Source organism: Methanoregula sp. UBA64 (genome assembly GCF_002502735.1).
In the GTDB taxonomy this organism is placed as follows: domain Archaea; phylum Halobacteriota; class Methanomicrobia; order Methanomicrobiales; family Methanospirillaceae; genus Methanoregula.
This window is the reverse complement of sequence record NZ_DAQC01000001.1, coordinates 207,862-222,956: the sequence shown is the minus strand read 5'-3', so window position 1 is coordinate 222,956 and position 15,095 is coordinate 207,862. Positions and strand designations below refer to the sequence as shown.

At 48.7% G+C, this 15,095-nt stretch carries 14 protein-coding genes; 2 read left to right on the top strand and 12 right to left on the bottom strand.

Annotation, left to right across the window (positions count from 1 at the left end; translation table 11 throughout):
* Window positions 1-28 precede the first annotated feature (28 nt).
* The 5 genes from BP758_RS01045 to BP758_RS01025 all read right to left on the bottom strand — a co-directional run bounded on the left by BP758_RS01045 (window position 29) and on the right by BP758_RS01025 (window position 5,419).
* Window positions 29-742: a tetratricopeptide repeat protein gene (locus tag BP758_RS01045; RefSeq protein ID WP_292367848.1), complete on the bottom strand. Its 714-nt coding sequence runs from the start codon at window positions 740-742 to the stop codon at window positions 29-31.
* Window positions 743-801: 59 nt separating this feature from the next.
* The gene (locus tag BP758_RS01040) at window positions 802-1,767 is read right to left on the bottom strand and encodes a methyltransferase domain-containing protein (RefSeq protein WP_292367846.1); all 966 of its coding nucleotides are present in this window, start codon (window positions 1,765-1,767) and stop codon (window positions 802-804) included.
* A 73-nt stretch (window positions 1,768-1,840) separates the two neighbouring features.
* Window positions 1,841-2,968: a molecular chaperone DnaJ gene (gene dnaJ, locus BP758_RS01035; RefSeq protein WP_292367844.1), complete on the bottom strand. Its 1,128-nt coding sequence runs from the start codon at window positions 2,966-2,968 to the stop codon at window positions 1,841-1,843.
* 6 nt (window positions 2,969-2,974) lie between these two features.
* Window positions 2,975-4,849 (bottom strand): molecular chaperone DnaK, encoded by a 1,875-nt coding sequence (gene dnaK / locus BP758_RS01030; RefSeq protein WP_292367842.1) that lies wholly within the window; start codon window positions 4,847-4,849, stop codon window positions 2,975-2,977.
* Window positions 4,850-4,855: 6 nt separating this feature from the next.
* Window positions 4,856-5,419: a nucleotide exchange factor GrpE gene (locus BP758_RS01025; protein ID WP_292367840.1), complete on the bottom strand. Its 564-nt coding sequence runs from the start codon at window positions 5,417-5,419 to the stop codon at window positions 4,856-4,858.
* A gap of 669 nt (window positions 5,420-6,088) precedes the next feature.
* Here BP758_RS01025 and purH point away from each other — a divergent pair.
* Both purH and BP758_RS01015 read left to right on the top strand, forming a co-directional pair.
* Entirely contained in the window at window positions 6,089-7,573 is a 1,485-nt protein-coding gene (gene purH, locus BP758_RS01020) for a bifunctional phosphoribosylaminoimidazolecarboxamide formyltransferase/IMP cyclohydrolase (RefSeq protein WP_292367838.1), read from the top strand.
* Window positions 7,574-7,710: 137 nt separating this feature from the next.
* Window positions 7,711-8,532 (top strand): DUF4013 domain-containing protein, encoded by an 822-nt coding sequence (locus BP758_RS01015; RefSeq protein WP_292367837.1) that lies wholly within the window; start codon window positions 7,711-7,713, stop codon window positions 8,530-8,532.
* A 354-nt stretch (window positions 8,533-8,886) separates the two neighbouring features.
* Here the strand turns inward: BP758_RS01015 and BP758_RS01010 are convergent, their stop codons facing one another.
* The 7 genes from BP758_RS01010 to BP758_RS00985 all read right to left on the bottom strand — a co-directional run bounded on the left by BP758_RS01010 (window position 8,887) and on the right by BP758_RS00985 (window position 13,973).
* Window positions 8,887-9,354, bottom strand: coding sequence for a DUF4870 domain-containing protein (locus BP758_RS01010; RefSeq protein ID WP_292367835.1), 468 nt, complete (start codon window positions 9,352-9,354; stop codon window positions 8,887-8,889).
* Window positions 9,355-9,504: 150 nt separating this feature from the next.
* Window positions 9,505-9,747, bottom strand: coding sequence for a membrane protein insertion efficiency factor YidD (gene yidD, locus BP758_RS12315; RefSeq protein ID WP_349680490.1), 243 nt, complete (start codon window positions 9,745-9,747; stop codon window positions 9,505-9,507).
* A gap of 361 nt (window positions 9,748-10,108) precedes the next feature.
* Complete coding sequence (locus BP758_RS01005) at window positions 10,109-11,299, bottom strand: SPFH domain-containing protein (RefSeq protein WP_292367833.1); 1,191 nt, start codon at window positions 11,297-11,299, stop codon at window positions 10,109-10,111.
* Window positions 11,300-11,310: 11 nt separating this feature from the next.
* Window positions 11,311-11,844 (bottom strand): hypothetical protein, encoded by a 534-nt coding sequence (locus tag BP758_RS01000; protein ID WP_292367831.1) that lies wholly within the window; start codon window positions 11,842-11,844, stop codon window positions 11,311-11,313.
* Window positions 11,837-12,187, bottom strand: coding sequence for a hypothetical protein (locus BP758_RS00995; RefSeq protein ID WP_292367830.1), 351 nt, complete (start codon window positions 12,185-12,187; stop codon window positions 11,837-11,839). Before BP758_RS00995 ends, BP758_RS01000 begins: the two co-directional genes overlap by 8 nt.
* Before the next feature lie 89 nt (window positions 12,188-12,276).
* On the bottom strand, window positions 12,277-13,038 hold the full coding sequence (locus tag BP758_RS00990) for a hypothetical protein (RefSeq protein ID WP_292367828.1): 762 nt from the start codon (window positions 13,036-13,038) through the stop codon (window positions 12,277-12,279).
* A 284-nt stretch (window positions 13,039-13,322) separates the two neighbouring features.
* A complete protein-coding gene (locus tag BP758_RS00985; RefSeq protein WP_292367827.1) occupies window positions 13,323-13,973 on the bottom strand; it encodes a PsbP-related protein in 651 nt (216 codons plus the stop codon).
* Window positions 13,974-15,095 lie beyond the last annotated feature (1,122 nt).

Here is a 15,095-nt window from a genome sequence, read left to right as displayed (position 1 = left end):
AAAAAGAGAACCTTAAAAACGGAAAATTTTAGTATTTTTTCCTGACGGAGATATACCAGAACACCGCCCCGATAACGGCGATCACGGCCACAATGATCCCAAAGGCATATTTTACATAGAACGGGGTCTGGACTGCGGCCAGTTTCTGGGCATTCTCAAGGTTTCCCTGGAGATGGGGATAGTCCGGATCGAGCTGCTGGACCTTTTTGAAGTCGTCCACGCCCTCGCTGCACCGGCCCAGGCCGCAAAGCGCATAGGCACGGTTGAACCATGCATCGGGGTTATTGGGCTCGAGGGTCGTTGCTTTCTCGAATGCCGAGAGCTGGTCGTTAAAATATTTTGACGCGGTTGCCTGATCGCCGGCGGTATCCTTGTAGTAATAGCCGATATTATAGAGGATCTGCCCCCGGTTGATCAAGAACGGCACCGAGGTACTGTTCAGTGCGAGAGCCTTGTCCGATGCGGCAAGGGCGAGGTTAAGGGTCGCAATAGGATCCTGCGTCTTCAAGTGGACCCGGTTGAGAATATCCGCCCGGCCGTTCCAGGCCTCTGCAAACGAAGGATCGAGTGAGATTGCCTGGTCGTATGCCTGGAGGGCCAGGGTGTAGTTGTTCTGTGCCGTCAGGTTCTCGCCTGCCGCATACCATCCGGCAGCATCGGCCGGATCTGCCGAGACAGGAAAGATAAGGCATGCGCTAAGGACAAGAAGGAGCGTGAGAGATACCGCGTACGTGTATTTCATAACAGCAAGTACATGGGGCCGGCGTTCCTCATAAGAATTTTCACCGGGCATGAGCCCCTTTATTTTTTCAGCACGAGGACATGCCGGGTGAGGCTCTTGTGGACCCGCTGCGTATGGTGCTGGAGAACAGGCATGTGCTGCCCGGCGATGGCGGAAATATCGCGATGCGTCACCACGATTGCACGGCGGCCGGGTTTGAGGACGCGGCACATCTCGTCAAGCGCCCCGTGGTAGAGGTTCTCCATGGTGTCCTCTTTTTTGATGCAGACCGACTGCCCGTACGGGAAATCGGTTGCAATGGCATCGATGGATGCGTCCCGTACCGGGAGCCGGGTTGCATCGGCAAGCATCAGGGTCCCCTGCACCAGGTTCTCCCGGCAGCCGCCGATCATCATCGGGTCGAAGTCGCTCCCGATTGTCTCCATGCCGAGCATCTCCGACTCGATCAGGGTCCCGCCGGTCCCGCAGAAGGGGTCGAGGAGTTTTGCGCCCGCACCGCACAGGGTAAGGTTCACCAGCGTCCTTGCCATCCGGGGCATCATGACCCCGGGGTGGAAGAACTCCCGCTTCCCCGGGTTCCGCTCATTGTAGGCCCCCCGGGCAATCCGGTAGCGGACCTTCCCGAGATAGCAGCGGTCCCCGGACAGGATCGCCCGGTACTCCACCGGGGGATCGATCAGTTTTACGGGCCCTTTGACCATGGTGCCGATCAGCCGTTCGAACTCCCGCTGGGAACAGGGGTTGTGATCGTTACCGGCATGGATGAGTTTTGCCCGGCCGGCAAACTGCTCCTCTGTGACAAGAGAGAGATCGGAAAGCAGGCTGCGGAACGAGGCGGGTTCCGGGTCGCATTCGCCCAGGTATTCCATTACCACATGGGTCATGGCAAGGCGCTGTGCGGCAGAGGGATCCGGGCATTCTGCAACCGCGACCTGCGGGCGATAGTCCGTCACCGTCCCGACACACTCGAGCTCGGCACGGGGAAGAGTCTCGTTCTCGCCCGAGAGCTCGAAGATCAGCTTCATTCGTACGATATGGACGTTTTTTCCAGAAATACCTGTGGAAGAAAAAGAGAAAAAAGGGAGAATGAGAGGGTAGTTACTTTTTCCCTTTTTTCTTTCCCATCAGGCCGGAGAAGATCCCGCCGCCCTTGTTGCCGTGGCCTTCCAGTTCGGCGATCTTCTCGTAGAGCTCTTTTTGCTCCCCGGACACTCCTTTGGGAGTGACGATCTTCACCCGGACAAGGAGGTCCCCGGGCTTTCCGCGCCGTTTCACGCCTTCCCCGGCAATCCGGAGGGCCGTGTTGTACTGGATGCCGGCCGGGATCTTCAGCTCGAGGTGGCGTTTGTCTATGGTCTCGACCTCGACGGTGGTCCCGAGAACGGCAAGCGCGGGAGTGATCTCGACCGAGGTTTCAAGATTGTCGCCAACCCGCTCGAACCGCTTGTTCGGGAGCACGTACATCTCGATGTAGAGGTCGCCGTTTTGCGCCCCGTAGTCCCCGGCCTCGCCATAACCTTCCATGCGCAGGCGCATGCCGGTGTCAACACCGGCCGGGATATGGACGGAGACCTTGCGCTTTACCCGGGTATGGCCGGACCCGTGGCAGCTCTTGCACTGCTTCTCCGGGATCTTGCCCCGCCCCCCGCACATGGTACAGGGGGTCATCCGGACAAACTGCCCGAATGGCGACTGGGCAGTCTGGCGCATCTGGCCGCTGCCGCCGCACCGGGGACAGACATTGGTCTTTTTCGTCTCGCTCCCTGAGCCCGCACAGGTGGGGCATGCCTCGCTGTGCAGCAGATCGATCTCCTTGTCGGTGCCGGCTACCGCCTCTTCAAGCGAGAGCTGCATCCGCATTAAGACATCGTCGCCGGACCGGGGCCCGGAGCGGCGCTGGCCGCCGCCAAAGAAGTCGAAGATGTCGCCAAACCCGGAGAAGTCGGAGGAAAAGCCTCCCCCGCCAAAGCCCCCGGCACCGGTATAGGATCCCTTCGAGGCGTTCGTGTACGTCTCGTGGCCCATGTTGTCGTACTGCGCACGCTTCTGGGCATCCGAGAGCACGCTGTAGGCCTCGTTGATCGACTTGAATTTGTCTTCGGCTCCCGAGTCCTTGCAGACATCCGGGTGGTACTTCCGGGCGAGGTTGCGGTATGCCTTCTGGACCTCTTTTTCATCGGCAGTCCTCGGTACGCCGAGGATCTCATAGTAATCGCCCGAAGCCATGAGCGCTCACTCGTCTTTGACTTTGTAATCTGCGTTGACTACGTTGTCGTCCTGTTTCTGGTCCGGCTCTGCCTGCTGCTGGTGGGGCCCGGCGCCGGCTGCACCCTCGGCCGCTCCCTGCTGCTTTGCGGCGTTCTCGGCCTGCATCTTCTGGTAGATCTTCGTAGTGGCCGCGTACACCGCTTCGGTCAGGGTCTCCATAGCCTTCTTGATCTCATCGATATTCTCGCCGGCAAGAACCTTCCTGACCTCGGCAACGCCGTCCTCGATCTTCTTCTTGTCGTCCGCTTCGAGCTTCTCGCCGTTCTCTTTGAGCATCTTTTCCGCAGTAAAGACCGCGGTGTCGGCCTGGTTCCTGACCTCGATCTCGTCCCGCTTCTTCTTGTCGTCGGCCTCGAACTGCTTTGCGGCATCCATCATCTTCTTGATCTCTTCATCGGAGAGCTTCTTGTCGCCTTTGATGGAGATCGCCTGCTCGTTGCCGCTCCCGAGATCCTTTGCAGAGACGTGGATGATCCCGTTCGAATCGATATCGAAGGTCACTTCGATCTGCGGGATGCCCCGGGGCGCCGGGGGGATACCGGTCAGCTGGAACTTGCCGAGCGTGAAGTTGTCCTTTGCAAGCGCACGCTCGCCCTGAACGACATGAATCTCGACACTGGTCTGCCCGTCTGCGGCAGTCGAGAAGATCTGGCTCTTCCGTGTCGGGATCGTGGTGTTTCTCTCGATGAGTTTGGTTGCAATCCCACCGAGCGTCTCGATACCGAGCGTAAGCGGCGTCACGTCAAGGAGCACGATATCCTTGGTCTCACCGGTCAGCACGGCGCCCTGGATGGCTGCACCAAGGGCAACGCACTCGTCCGGGTTGAGGCCCTTGTCCGGCTCTTTTCCGAGGAGCTTCTTTACCGTCTCCACAACGAGCGGGATACGGGTCGACCCGCCGACCAGCAGCACATGGTCGATGTCTTTGGCCGTCAATTTCGCGTCGCTCAATGCCTGGTTGACCGGGCCGACCGTGGATTCGATCAGGTCGCCGATCAGCTGTTCGAGCTTGGCACGGGAGAGGTCGATATTGAGGAATTTCGGGCCGGTCGAGTCCGTGGTGATGTAGGGCAGGTTGATGTTCGTGGTCTGGCGCTGGGAGAGCTCGATCTTCGCGTTCTCCGATGCATCGCGCAGGCGCTGCATGGCATAGATATCGTTCTTGAGATCGATGCCCTCTTTCTTCTTGAACTCCTCGACAAGGTAATCGGTGATCCTCTTATCGAAGTCGTCGCCGCCAAGGTGGTTATTCCCTGCGGTAGACTTGACCTCAAAGACGCCGTCGCCGAGAGTCAGGATCGAGACATCGAACGTCCCGCCGCCGAGATCGTAGACAAGGACGGTGACATCTGCTTCCTTATCGATGCCGTACGCAAGGGCGCTTGCCGTGGGCTCGTTGATGATACGCAGGACTTCAAGGCCGGCGATCTTTCCTGCATCCTTGGTTGCCTGCCTCTGGGCGTCGTTGAAATAGGCCGGGACCGTGATAACGGCCTTTGCAATCTTCTCGCCCAGGTAGGCCTCGGCATCGGTCTTGAGCTTCTGGAGGATCATCGCCGAGATCTCCTGCGGCGTGTACTCCTTGTCGCCGATCTTTACCTTTTCCGTTGTCCCCATCTTGCGCTTGATGGACTGGATCGTGCGCTGGGGGTTGGTGATTGCCTGGCGCTTCGCGAGGCTTCCCACGAGGCGCTCGCCTTCCTTGGTGAATGCAACGACCGATGCGGTTGTCCGTCCGCCTTCGCTGTTGGGGATGACGATGGGCTTGCCCGCCTCCATGATCGACATGCAGGAGAAGGTGGTCCCAAGGTCGATCCCTAAAATCTTCTCGTTTGCCATAAGAGTTCAGTCCTCCTTTTTGGTTGATTCACAATGTTCTTTCTGGTTGTCTGGTGTTCCCTTCGATACTGCGACTTTTGCATACCGGATCACTTTCTTGTGCATCCGGTACCCCGGTGATACGACATCCACGACCATCCCTTCCTTTTCCGGGGAGGGGACATGGGCGATCGCTTCGTGTTCGCCGGGGTCAAAGGTTTTTTTCACTGCGTCAATCTGGGAGATACCGTGCCGTGCAAGGATATCGGCAAACAGGCTGCGGATGTGTTCGACACCGGTGCGGAGATGTTCGTCGTCCGCCTTGAGGGCTCGCTCCAGGTTGTCGGCAATCTCCAGCACATCGACCGCAAAACGTTCGTTTGCGTGGTGCACCAGGGATTCCTGGTCCCGGGTAACCCTCTTCCGGTAGTTGTCGAAATCCGCGGCAAGCCGGAGGTACCGCTCGTTTGCGTCTGCCAGCAGTCTCTTTTGTTCCGCGAGTTCATCGCGTTCAGGAGTCTGGCTGGCTGCGGATTGCTCCGGCTCATTTGCCTTGGTATCCGGCACAGGGGTGGTATCGTGATCTTCCATAGCACATCCCATTCGATGTTCCAATATCTATTGAATTGTGGTTCTATATAAAATTTAGGAACGCTCCAACGACTGAACGGCCCTGCACACGAGGCCATAAAATAATACGGTGGCACGAGCGCACGGGAAACGGGAAATATCCCGACAGGGAGGCCCGGTCCGCGTATCCGGGAAAAATCCCGGTGGATCCGTATGCAGTATTCCGGATACCCGCTCGCGGAGGATCGCTGTATACGGGAAAATATTCCGGGATGGGGGAGTTCATTTTGTACCTTAATGACCCCCCATCAGGAAAGGCGCCGGGTCCGGCACTCTTTTCCGGTCAAATTTTCGTCGTAAAAACCAGAGGACGTTCGACCGGATTTTTATCAGGTACGGGCAATGGAAGTAGGGGATCGTGCGGGTACAAAATAAAAATGCCTGGCGGAATCTGGTATCTTCCGGATCGTTTTACGGAGTAAAAATTTCCGTGCATCATTTTTGCAGGGATCAAATTGTACCTCAATGATCCCCCATACCGGCGATTAAAAATTGCTCATACCCAAGTTTATCCGGTCCTGAACTGTTGCTGCAGGACTCTCTGTTGCCCGGCCAAAAATCCCCGGTTTCCCGGTCAACCGGGAGGATACCGAAGTACCTTTTTGTCCTTTCCGAACATATAGAAAAACCATGAAATGGGCGCTTCTTTCGGTATGGGATAAGACCGGGATCGTGGAACTGGCACAGGCTATGGTGAAAAACAAGTTTTCCCTTATGAGTTCCGGCGGTACCGGCAAAGCGCTGGAACAGGCAAAGATCCCGTTCACGGAGGTCTCGAATTATACCGGCTTTCCCGAGATGATGGACGGCCGGGTAAAGACGCTCCACCCCAAGGTTCACGGCGGCCTTCTGGGCCGGCGCCAGATCGACGATGCAGTGATGGCGAAGTACGGCATCAACCGGATCGATCTTTTAGTGGTCAACCTGTACCCGTTCGAGAAGATGTCGGGACAGTCCCTTCCCCTCGACAAGCTCATCGAGTATGTCGATGTGGGCGGGCCGGCCATGATCCGGGCGGCGGCAAAGAACTTCAAAGACGTTGCCGTTGTCGTTGACCCGGCGGATTACCCGATGGTCACCAAAACCGTTGAAGGCGCCGGGTTTACCGAAGAGCAGCGGTTGAACCTTGCGAAAAAGGCATTTGCCCGGACCGCTGCATACGATGCTGCGATCAGCAACCACCTCCAGTCCCTCAATGCAGCGTTCCCCCCGACCCTCTCCCTCCAGTATTCCCACGGCAGGATGCTCCGGTACGGAGAGAACCCCCACCAGCAGGCCGCGGTCTACGGTACTTCGGGTATTGCCGGTGCCGAACCGCTCCAGGGAAAGCAGATGTCGTATAACAATTACCTCGACGTCAACGCGGGGACCGCCCTCCTCCGCGAGTTTGAGGACCCGGCAGCAGTCATCGTAAAGCACAACAACCCCTGCGGGGTCTCGATCGGATCCGACATCCTCGACGCCTACCTGACCGCCCGGGAGGTAGACCCGGTCTCTGCCTACGGCTCGGTAGTCTCGCTCAACCGCGAAGTTGACAAGAAACTTGCAGAGGCCATCGACTCCACCTTTGTCGAAGTGATAGTCGCCCCGTCGTTTACCAGGGATGCCCTCGAAACAATGAAGAAGAAAGAGAACATGCGGGTGCTTGTCCTGCCAGAACGCGTCAATGCTGACGAAGTCCGGGCAATCGATGGCGGCATTCTCGTCCAGCGGACACCGGCCTACCAAGAGAACTGGCAGGTGATCACCGACCGCGACCCGACTACCGACGAGATGGCCGCACTTAAGCTTGCCTGGAAGGTCTGCAAGCACACGAAAAGCAACACCATCATCTTTGCCGACCAGAAGCGCACGCTCGGGATCGGCGCCGGGCAGATGAGCCGGGTAGACTCGGCAAAGATCGCAATCGAGAAGGCCTGCGCACCGCTCGCCGGATCCGCAGTAGCCTCCGATGCATTTCTTCCCTTCCCGGACACGCTCGAAGTTGCGGCAAAGGCCGGGGCAACGGCCCTTGTCCAGCCCGGCGGCTCCATCCGTGACAAGGAAGTCATCGAAGCGGCAAACAAGCTCAACATGGCGATGGTCTTTACCGGTGTACGGTACTTCCGGCACTGACAAAATTACCGGTATTCTCCTTTTTTGGCCCGGATTTTAAGATAGATATATATTCTGCGAAGTTTTGATAATTGCTTAAATCGTTTGTGGCAAAACAGTCACGGATGGTTTAGCTGCATTTGTGTGGTGAAGGAAAAATGGATTACGGAAAAGTACTTGGCGAAGCCTTCGGCTACGCAAAGGATGGCCTTGTCGGAAACCTGATAAAGTGGATTCTCTTAATCGTCCTTGAGATCCTACCGGCAATACCGATCATTGCATGGGCGCTCGTGTTCGCCGGCTCGCTGATGAGCGGCGCGACCCCCGACTTCATGTCGCTTATGGGTGGGTTTGTCGTTGCACTCATCATCGCGGTTCTGCTCGGAGCCATCTATGAAGGATATATGCTTAAGATCCTCCGGGGTGACAAACCGCTGCCAGAGATCACGGAACTCGGCAAACTCTTTGTTGACGGTATCAAGTACCTGGTCATCGAGATCGTCTATGTAATTCCGGTAATCATCGTTTTAGTGGCAGTAGCATTAGCCGCAACCTTGGCAATCATTAAAAAGGGACTTTTATCAACCCAAAATATGACCACGGTTGCATCAACCCAGAATATAGCTCAAAATATATCTACATCGATTATTGGCCCTGTACTTGTTGGGGTGCTTATTGCGGTAATTCTTGCAATTATTTTATGTTTTATTGCCACCATTGGTGTGATCCGCTTTGCGCGTACCGGAAAAATGGGGGAGGCATTTAACTTTGGAGAAATTTTTTCCACCATCGGCAAGATCGGAACAGGTAGTTATATACTCGCACTTATTATAATTGTAGTGATTTTCGGAGTAATCTACTCAGTTCTCGGACTGATCCCCATAGTCGGACCAATTATTGAGATCATAATCAGTCCCTTCCTCATGGTCTTTGCAGCACGGTACATCTGCCAGCTCTACGACAGCGCCGATACTGCATAACTAAAGTCATATATTACTTTTTTGTGGGGACGAAATTGTATATGTGGATCTTTTGAAGATAACCAAACCAGCACTATACAGGTAAACCAGTTATATGACAGAAATTGTTCACTCAATTTTTAGCTCGAATGTTTTATAATCGTTAGGGATCTTGAGGTTCCTTATATTTTCGAAATCTGCATTTCCCTCAATAGCTGCCTTCAACGCTCACAATAGGGGAATTTCCATATTTACACACCATAGCCAATGAGGATACCCTGAACAAGGTCATTTAATTGAGTGAAATTAAAAATTTCCTTTTTTTTACTATAAGGATCTGGAAATAAATAATCATGCAAATAAAAAAGGAATGGGTTATTCTAACTGACGAGCGGCGACTTTTCCAACAATCGGAACAAGAAATTTTTCTCCCTTATATGCTTTATAAATCAACACCACCCATAAAATTAACATAATAATCCAAATTAACGTAGTAATTATACCAAAAGTGGCACGTGTTCCAGCAGCTGCATAATAACCAGCACCAATTGTCATCATTTCAACAATAGCACCAACTATCCAAATGATAAGTGATAGTGGCAGAAATGTCAAAAGGGACTGCATGGCATTGAATCGTACAGTTTTATTCTCTTTTTCCACAAGGAGGAAAATTATCCCTGTTAACCATCCAAGTACATAACATGCAGCTGATGCAATATTTTCATCAAGACCAAAGGTTGCGGTATCACCTTGTGCTATCGCAGAATCACCTGCATGAGAAGTTCCCGCAGCGCCGGCTTTTTTACCACAATTCGGACAGACATCCGAGATGGATAAATCCATAGATGCCCCACAATTTCCACAAAAATCTGGCATATATATATCAAGGATATTTGAAAATAAAAAAAGGTTGCTATTTAAGTTGATTTGATCTAAAAAGACTCATACTCCTTAAGAGGTGACACGGCAATCCAATCCCTATGCTGTGATATATTATGGATAGTCTATGCAAGATTCGGTATTTGATTGATTACATCGTTTAAGTCTACGATATGCCAACTGCCAGCCTTTAATAAACCCATATTTTTCTAGAGCCATAATTGCATAATTGGAACAAGAGGGATAAAATCTGCATAAAATCCCTTTTCGGCCATTATATTTTCTTCCCAATTTCCCATGCCAGATTGACCTTATACAAAAAATAGACACGGCAACAAAAATATTATTTTTTATCATAGACTATCAGTTCTTCTTTGAAATCACCTGATCCACATTTCGGGCATCTTTTTAGTCGTTCTAATTCATCCTCATAGGTATTCAATTTTTGTTCACTTTTATTCCGTGCATTGGCATCACACATATTGCAGCATTGGGTTTTTTTAACCCCGGCAATATTTTTTGTAATGACATTTTCTCGTTTAGTTAAAGAGTGCCAGGAAGTACCACACTGATTACAAGTTCTTTTATATTCAGAAACCTGCTTTTCAGAGTCAAAAATGTCACTCGAACCACAATTCGTACAAAATTTTAAGTTTGGTGCTACCGACTTCCCACAATTTCTACAAGTCCTCATGATAATTCAACCTGCCCATAATTACTATTGTTCAACGACGCGCGCTCCACAGTTATGACAAAATTTTTCATTTGGTTCAATTTTTGTATTACATTTGGGACATTCAAAAGTTACTTTTTTCCCGCATTCGGGACAGAATTTGACATTGGCTTTAATTACCGCTTTGCAGAATGGACATCGCATTTCCTCGCCACTTGCAGAGGTCATCTGGTTTCCGCATTCGGGACAATATTTTACAGAACCGTTTGCTTTGAATCCACATTTGGGACATAATGAAAATCCCGCACTTATTTGGGGAGATCCTGCCATATGCGGGGCGGGTTGAGAAATCATAGCCTGACCCATTGCTTGACTCATCGCCATTCCTGCGCCAATTCCAGCACCGAGTCCCGCGATTCCAGCTGCATCCCCTCCTTTTTCAGCCCCTACACCAATACCCCCAATAGCCTGACCCGTCTGTAACTGCATATAATTTACACCGAGTGCAGACATCGCACTTCTCTGGTCGATTGCCTTCTGAACCGCTTCGGACATTTTTATTACGAGGCCGGAAAACTTTGTGATTTTGAGACCATACTGCTCTGTTTCACTGGTCAGATTCGAGAGACACATCTGTTCAATTTCAGATAAATATGCAGGCATGTCGAGAATGCCCATTCCTTTGTTTTTCTGCAGATTTCCAAGGATTGCATTGATGGTCATTAGGATTTGATCCTGAAGCCAGTGTGCAATTTCATCGGTATGCTGCATCCCTTTTGTACCGATAAACTGAGTGATAAAGAGCATCGGGTTGGAAACCTTATAGGCAAATTGTCCCGAAACAATGAAATTTGCCAGTCCGAAATCCTTGTCGCGGAATGTCATCGTATTAGCGGATTCAAATTTTCCACGAAATTCTCGTTTCTGAACATAATACACTTCGCCAATCTGCCTAACACCGGTTAACGCTGCACCAAGTGTTGCAAGGACGGGGACATTCTGGGTTGTCAGGGCATACCGATCAGGACGGTCAAAAACATGAAGTGCTTTACCATCTCTGAAGAAGACTGCCATTTCATCTTCTCTGACAATTACATTATCATTCCAAGCAGTATTTCTCGGCAGTCGCCATACGAGATTTTGACCTTTCAAATTATCGGGCCAGTAAAATGTATTCCGCGCCGCATCATTCGACTTATCAATCTGCTTTTGATTCCCAAAAGTATCAAGTGCCATTTAGAATTCACCTAGGGTTCTATCGTGGATATTAATGACAATCGTTGGTTGAAGACATTATCCAGACCCGAGGCCTGTTTTTTGATTTCGTTTAATTGGGGTTTAAGTTCCCCCAACTTGTTTTCAAGGATATATGTATCCATGGACTGCACCAAACTTTGCATATCTTTTACCCGTTTGATCAACGCTAAATCAAATTCATAAATGCAATTTAACTCTTTTTCTTCGGTCCTTATTTGGGGGGAAATCCCGGAATATCCCTGTTCTGCGTGACGGATTTTGGCTTCAAGACCTTTAATCTGGTTAATACAATCCTTAACATCACGGATGGAATCAATTTCAAATGCCCTTGTTAAAGTTTCACCAATCCGATCAAGAGGGATTTTTATTTCATTTTCAATCTGGTCGGCGATGTAACACCGCAAGATATTGTCTGATGCGCGAAGATCCTCACGTATCCTATATCCCCTGAATCCGGGGATTGCCAGTTCAATTTTTTTAATTAAACCCCGGTTATCCACAACAGATTCTCTTAAATCAGCCATTGATTTTGTTCCTCCCGGTTACAACAAAATATAATACAAAAATTATAATTATAAGTCCAATTATAAGCAGAATATCTATGTGAACAAAGAAAATACCTATGATACCCAAACCGATCAATAGACACAGTACTCCAAAGAAGGATACAATGGGCATTTTCACGCTTACTGACCCCAGAGCGATCAGTCCACATCCTAATATAATTAGAAAAACAACACTCGAAATCCAAACATCCTTAAAAATCGATTGCGCAATTAACAATAAGGCAAAAGCGGTTATTGCAAGCCCCCACCCCATATAAAACTGTCTGTTATCCTCTTTCCGATTCTCCTCCACTACATTCACTTCCCTAACTAAAGCACGGTAAAAATATAGTAATACATTATAAATAAGGGTTTTGTATACTACCCGTTATGTATTGGAGATCAAAAAAATCAGTTATTCGGTGAGCGAATCTCAATTGTATAGGAATTGAGAAACTCTTCATTAATTACCAAGTAATAGTGTTTATTACCGGCATAGAATTTTTCCACCCACGGACGAGGATCGTTCCCAGAACTTTTCCAAAGTGTGACGTCTAGCCCCCCGGGCGGTTCGATTGTTCGGGCCACCTGGTTTGGATTATCACCATCCATCACTTGAATAGAAAGACGGGGAAAAATCGCAGATGCTGAAGAGCTCCCCCCTTTTATATCTTGCCCACCGGTGACTTTGGGATCTGCAGTATACCACAGTTCCCAATATGATGGAACATAAAAGTTATTTGTTGTTCTACTAGAGGTTCCTGAAAATGTTGCAATTGTCTTTAAATTTGCCTTACGGGGTAGAACAGTTCCTTTAGATACCAAAGATGATGTCGAGGAAACATATGATGTAGTGGTAACAGATGGATATATTGAGGATGTTACATCAGTAGAATATTGACCTTCACCGGATGCAACAGTAACAGGATATTCAGAATGGGATTCAGCATTTGTCGATGACTCCGCCAAATAATATCCTGCAATCGCAATAATTACAATTACAATAACAGCAACCGCAGTAACTAAGCCCCGACGTGATTTCGTAGTTTGAGGAATCACTTCGGCAATTTTAGGAGATTCTGGTGAAACATATTCTGCACCACATATCGGGCACTTCACGGACGCTGTCAAATCCAGTTTCGCACCACAGTTTCCGCAAAAAGCTTCTTTCATTATTAATAATTGGATTTAAAGTAAAAAAATTGTGGCGTTATAGAAATCAACAATAAGAACCACGAAGCTAAAAAACATGAAACCATTGTAAACGATCACTTTCAATTTAATTTCTTTGAGCAGAAACCTGTATTTGTGTCTTTGAGCGCTTCGCTAACCATACAATTCATGACAGAAGTGGCGATTTTGACTCCGCAATTGTTGAGAATGCCATGTTACTTTGATAGTATAGTTTAACATATTTGTTTTAAAAAATGAAAAAAGGTTGTCATTCCCAAAAAAAATTAGCCCCTATTTAATGTAGTAACTTCCGCAATAGGTGTGATAGAAAGTGATTTTATTAACGCTACACTATCTGAATTATTTTCCCCATTATAGGTATATACATAAATGTTGTTATTCGCCTTTGTGAATATCTGCCAACCTTTCGCGATCTGTTTGTTAGTATCCTGATCAGTTACAACATAGTCTATTCTATATGCTTTGTTGTCAGAAATTTTTAGCTGGAAAAAACTACCCGTTTTTTCCCAAAGTTGGTTTTTTTGATTATAGGTCTCCTGCAATGCAAGAACAGCTTTATTGAAATAGGTCTCAAGATCATCTTTATAACCAGGATCGGCATCTATTGTCAATATATACGAACTTGTGCCGGGGACATAGAATCCTACAATATTTTTTGTATTTCTTCCATAATTGCGGACTGCCCATGTACCCTTTTCATCATAGGACCAACTTGACGGATACTGGAGAGATATCCCGTATTGTGTATTAGTATATGTAGACACAGCCGAAGTTGAGGATGTAGATCCGGTGGATGTGGTGGTGCCAGTGGTTGTTGAAGACACCGATCCCCCCGCATTGCTGGCTGGCACAGTATTTGAAATACTTGTTGATCCTTGAGGATTACTACTTATATTGTTTGAAGTACATCCCATTGAAAACACACACGCGATCAAAATCCCAATACATATCAAAGTAATGGTATACCATTTCATATATTGTTGTTATCAGTAATCATTAATAAAATACCCTATTTCAAATGAAAATAAGCAGATATTTAATCAAGTAATTTATTTTCAAAATTGTATTAAAAATTGAATACATTATGTGCGTTGAAGAGCGATGATAATATAGGGAGTATAAAGGACTCAATAAATCCAAATAACAGTATAAAAAAAGTTGCTTTGGCTCTGTAGAAATCATTTTTCCGAGAAGAGAGCCCCCCAGTAAGTCGAAAGATCTAAGTTACAGTGCACCCACATTAGGTTATGTTCAGTAACGACAAGGGGGCAAAATAGAGTCAGCAAACCGGCATATCAGGTTTGTTGAATTATCTTTGGGATAATCCGAGATTCCAGTACTCCGTTGTATTCCTCCCAATTCTCAAAGAAGATATACACACTGCACCAGTTAACTAGCTTTCTTCTCCTGAAAGAATATCTTTCGGAAGATTACCTGGATACCCTAGACCTTGCGGAGATCATAGACAGACTCCGGGAAAAAATCCATCTTGATAATGTCCCTCATTTCACGACGATTCATAAGTTCTGCCAGCATCTTCGATCATCGACATTTGCTCGGTTAATCAACCGGTTGACGACGAAATTCTATGACGGGGGAGAGAAGATTCAATGTACTGCTATCGATTCCTCCGGGTTCACCAGTTCTTATACCAGTCATTATTATTCCTGGAGAACCGGAAAACCAGAAAACGATTCCTGAAAACCTCCATCTCCGTTGATACGGATCAACAGGTTGTTACAGGTTTGATGAGAGCCACGAATTGATCCAAGATACTCTGGACTCCTGTTCTCTCATCCCGGTCAGAAACAGAAAACACAAACGGATTTCAGGATACTATCGAAGACACCTGGCTCTATTGTTCGATGATGAAAAATAGCATCAGAGAAATGAAGTTGAAACCGTATTCACCGGATTAAGGAGATTAAGATCAAAAACAGCCTCTACAACATCTCAAGAATAATCTCTACTTTGTCATCTCTTATTCGCATTCAGGAATCCTACAGAGAGCAGTTATACAAGTATTTCATCATACA

Excerpts from the sequence above, each read along its gene's own strand:
- BP758_RS01015 (WP_292367837.1), top strand. The coding sequence starts at position 7,711 with ATGGATTACGGAAAAGTACTTGGCGAAGCCTTCGGCTACGCAAAGGAT.
- BP758_RS01005 (WP_292367833.1), bottom strand. The coding sequence starts at position 11,299 with ATGGCACTTGATACTTTTGGGAATCAAAAGCAGATTGATAAGTCGAAT.
- purH (WP_292367838.1), top strand. The coding sequence starts at position 6,089 with ATGAAATGGGCGCTTCTTTCGGTATGGGATAAGACCGGGATCGTGGAA.
- BP758_RS01040 (WP_292367846.1), bottom strand. The coding sequence starts at position 1,767 with ATGAAGCTGATCTTCGAGCTCTCGGGCGAGAACGAGACTCTTCCCCGT.
- dnaJ (WP_292367844.1), bottom strand. The coding sequence starts at position 2,968 with ATGGCTTCGGGCGATTACTATGAGATCCTCGGCGTACCGAGGACTGCC.
- BP758_RS00990 (WP_292367828.1), bottom strand. The coding sequence starts at position 13,038 with ATGAAAGAAGCTTTTTGCGGAAACTGTGGTGCGAAACTGGATTTGACA.
- BP758_RS01010 (WP_292367835.1), bottom strand. The coding sequence starts at position 9,354 with ATGGATTTATCCATCTCGGATGTCTGTCCGAATTGTGGTAAAAAAGCC.
- BP758_RS01000 (WP_292367831.1), bottom strand. The coding sequence starts at position 11,844 with ATGGCTGATTTAAGAGAATCTGTTGTGGATAACCGGGGTTTAATTAAA.
- yidD (WP_349680490.1), bottom strand. The coding sequence starts at position 9,747 with ATGATAAAAAATAATATTTTTGTTGCCGTGTCTATTTTTTGTATAAGG.
- BP758_RS00985 (WP_292367827.1), bottom strand. The coding sequence starts at position 13,973 with ATGGGATGTACTTCAAACAATATAAGTAGTAATCCTCAAGGATCAACA.
- BP758_RS01045 (WP_292367848.1), bottom strand. The coding sequence starts at position 742 with ATGAAATACACGTACGCGGTATCTCTCACGCTCCTTCTTGTCCTTAGC.
- BP758_RS01025 (WP_292367840.1), bottom strand. The coding sequence starts at position 5,419 with ATGGAAGATCACGATACCACCCCTGTGCCGGATACCAAGGCAAATGAG.
- dnaK (WP_292367842.1), bottom strand. The coding sequence starts at position 4,849 with ATGGCAAACGAGAAGATTTTAGGGATCGACCTTGGGACCACCTTCTCC.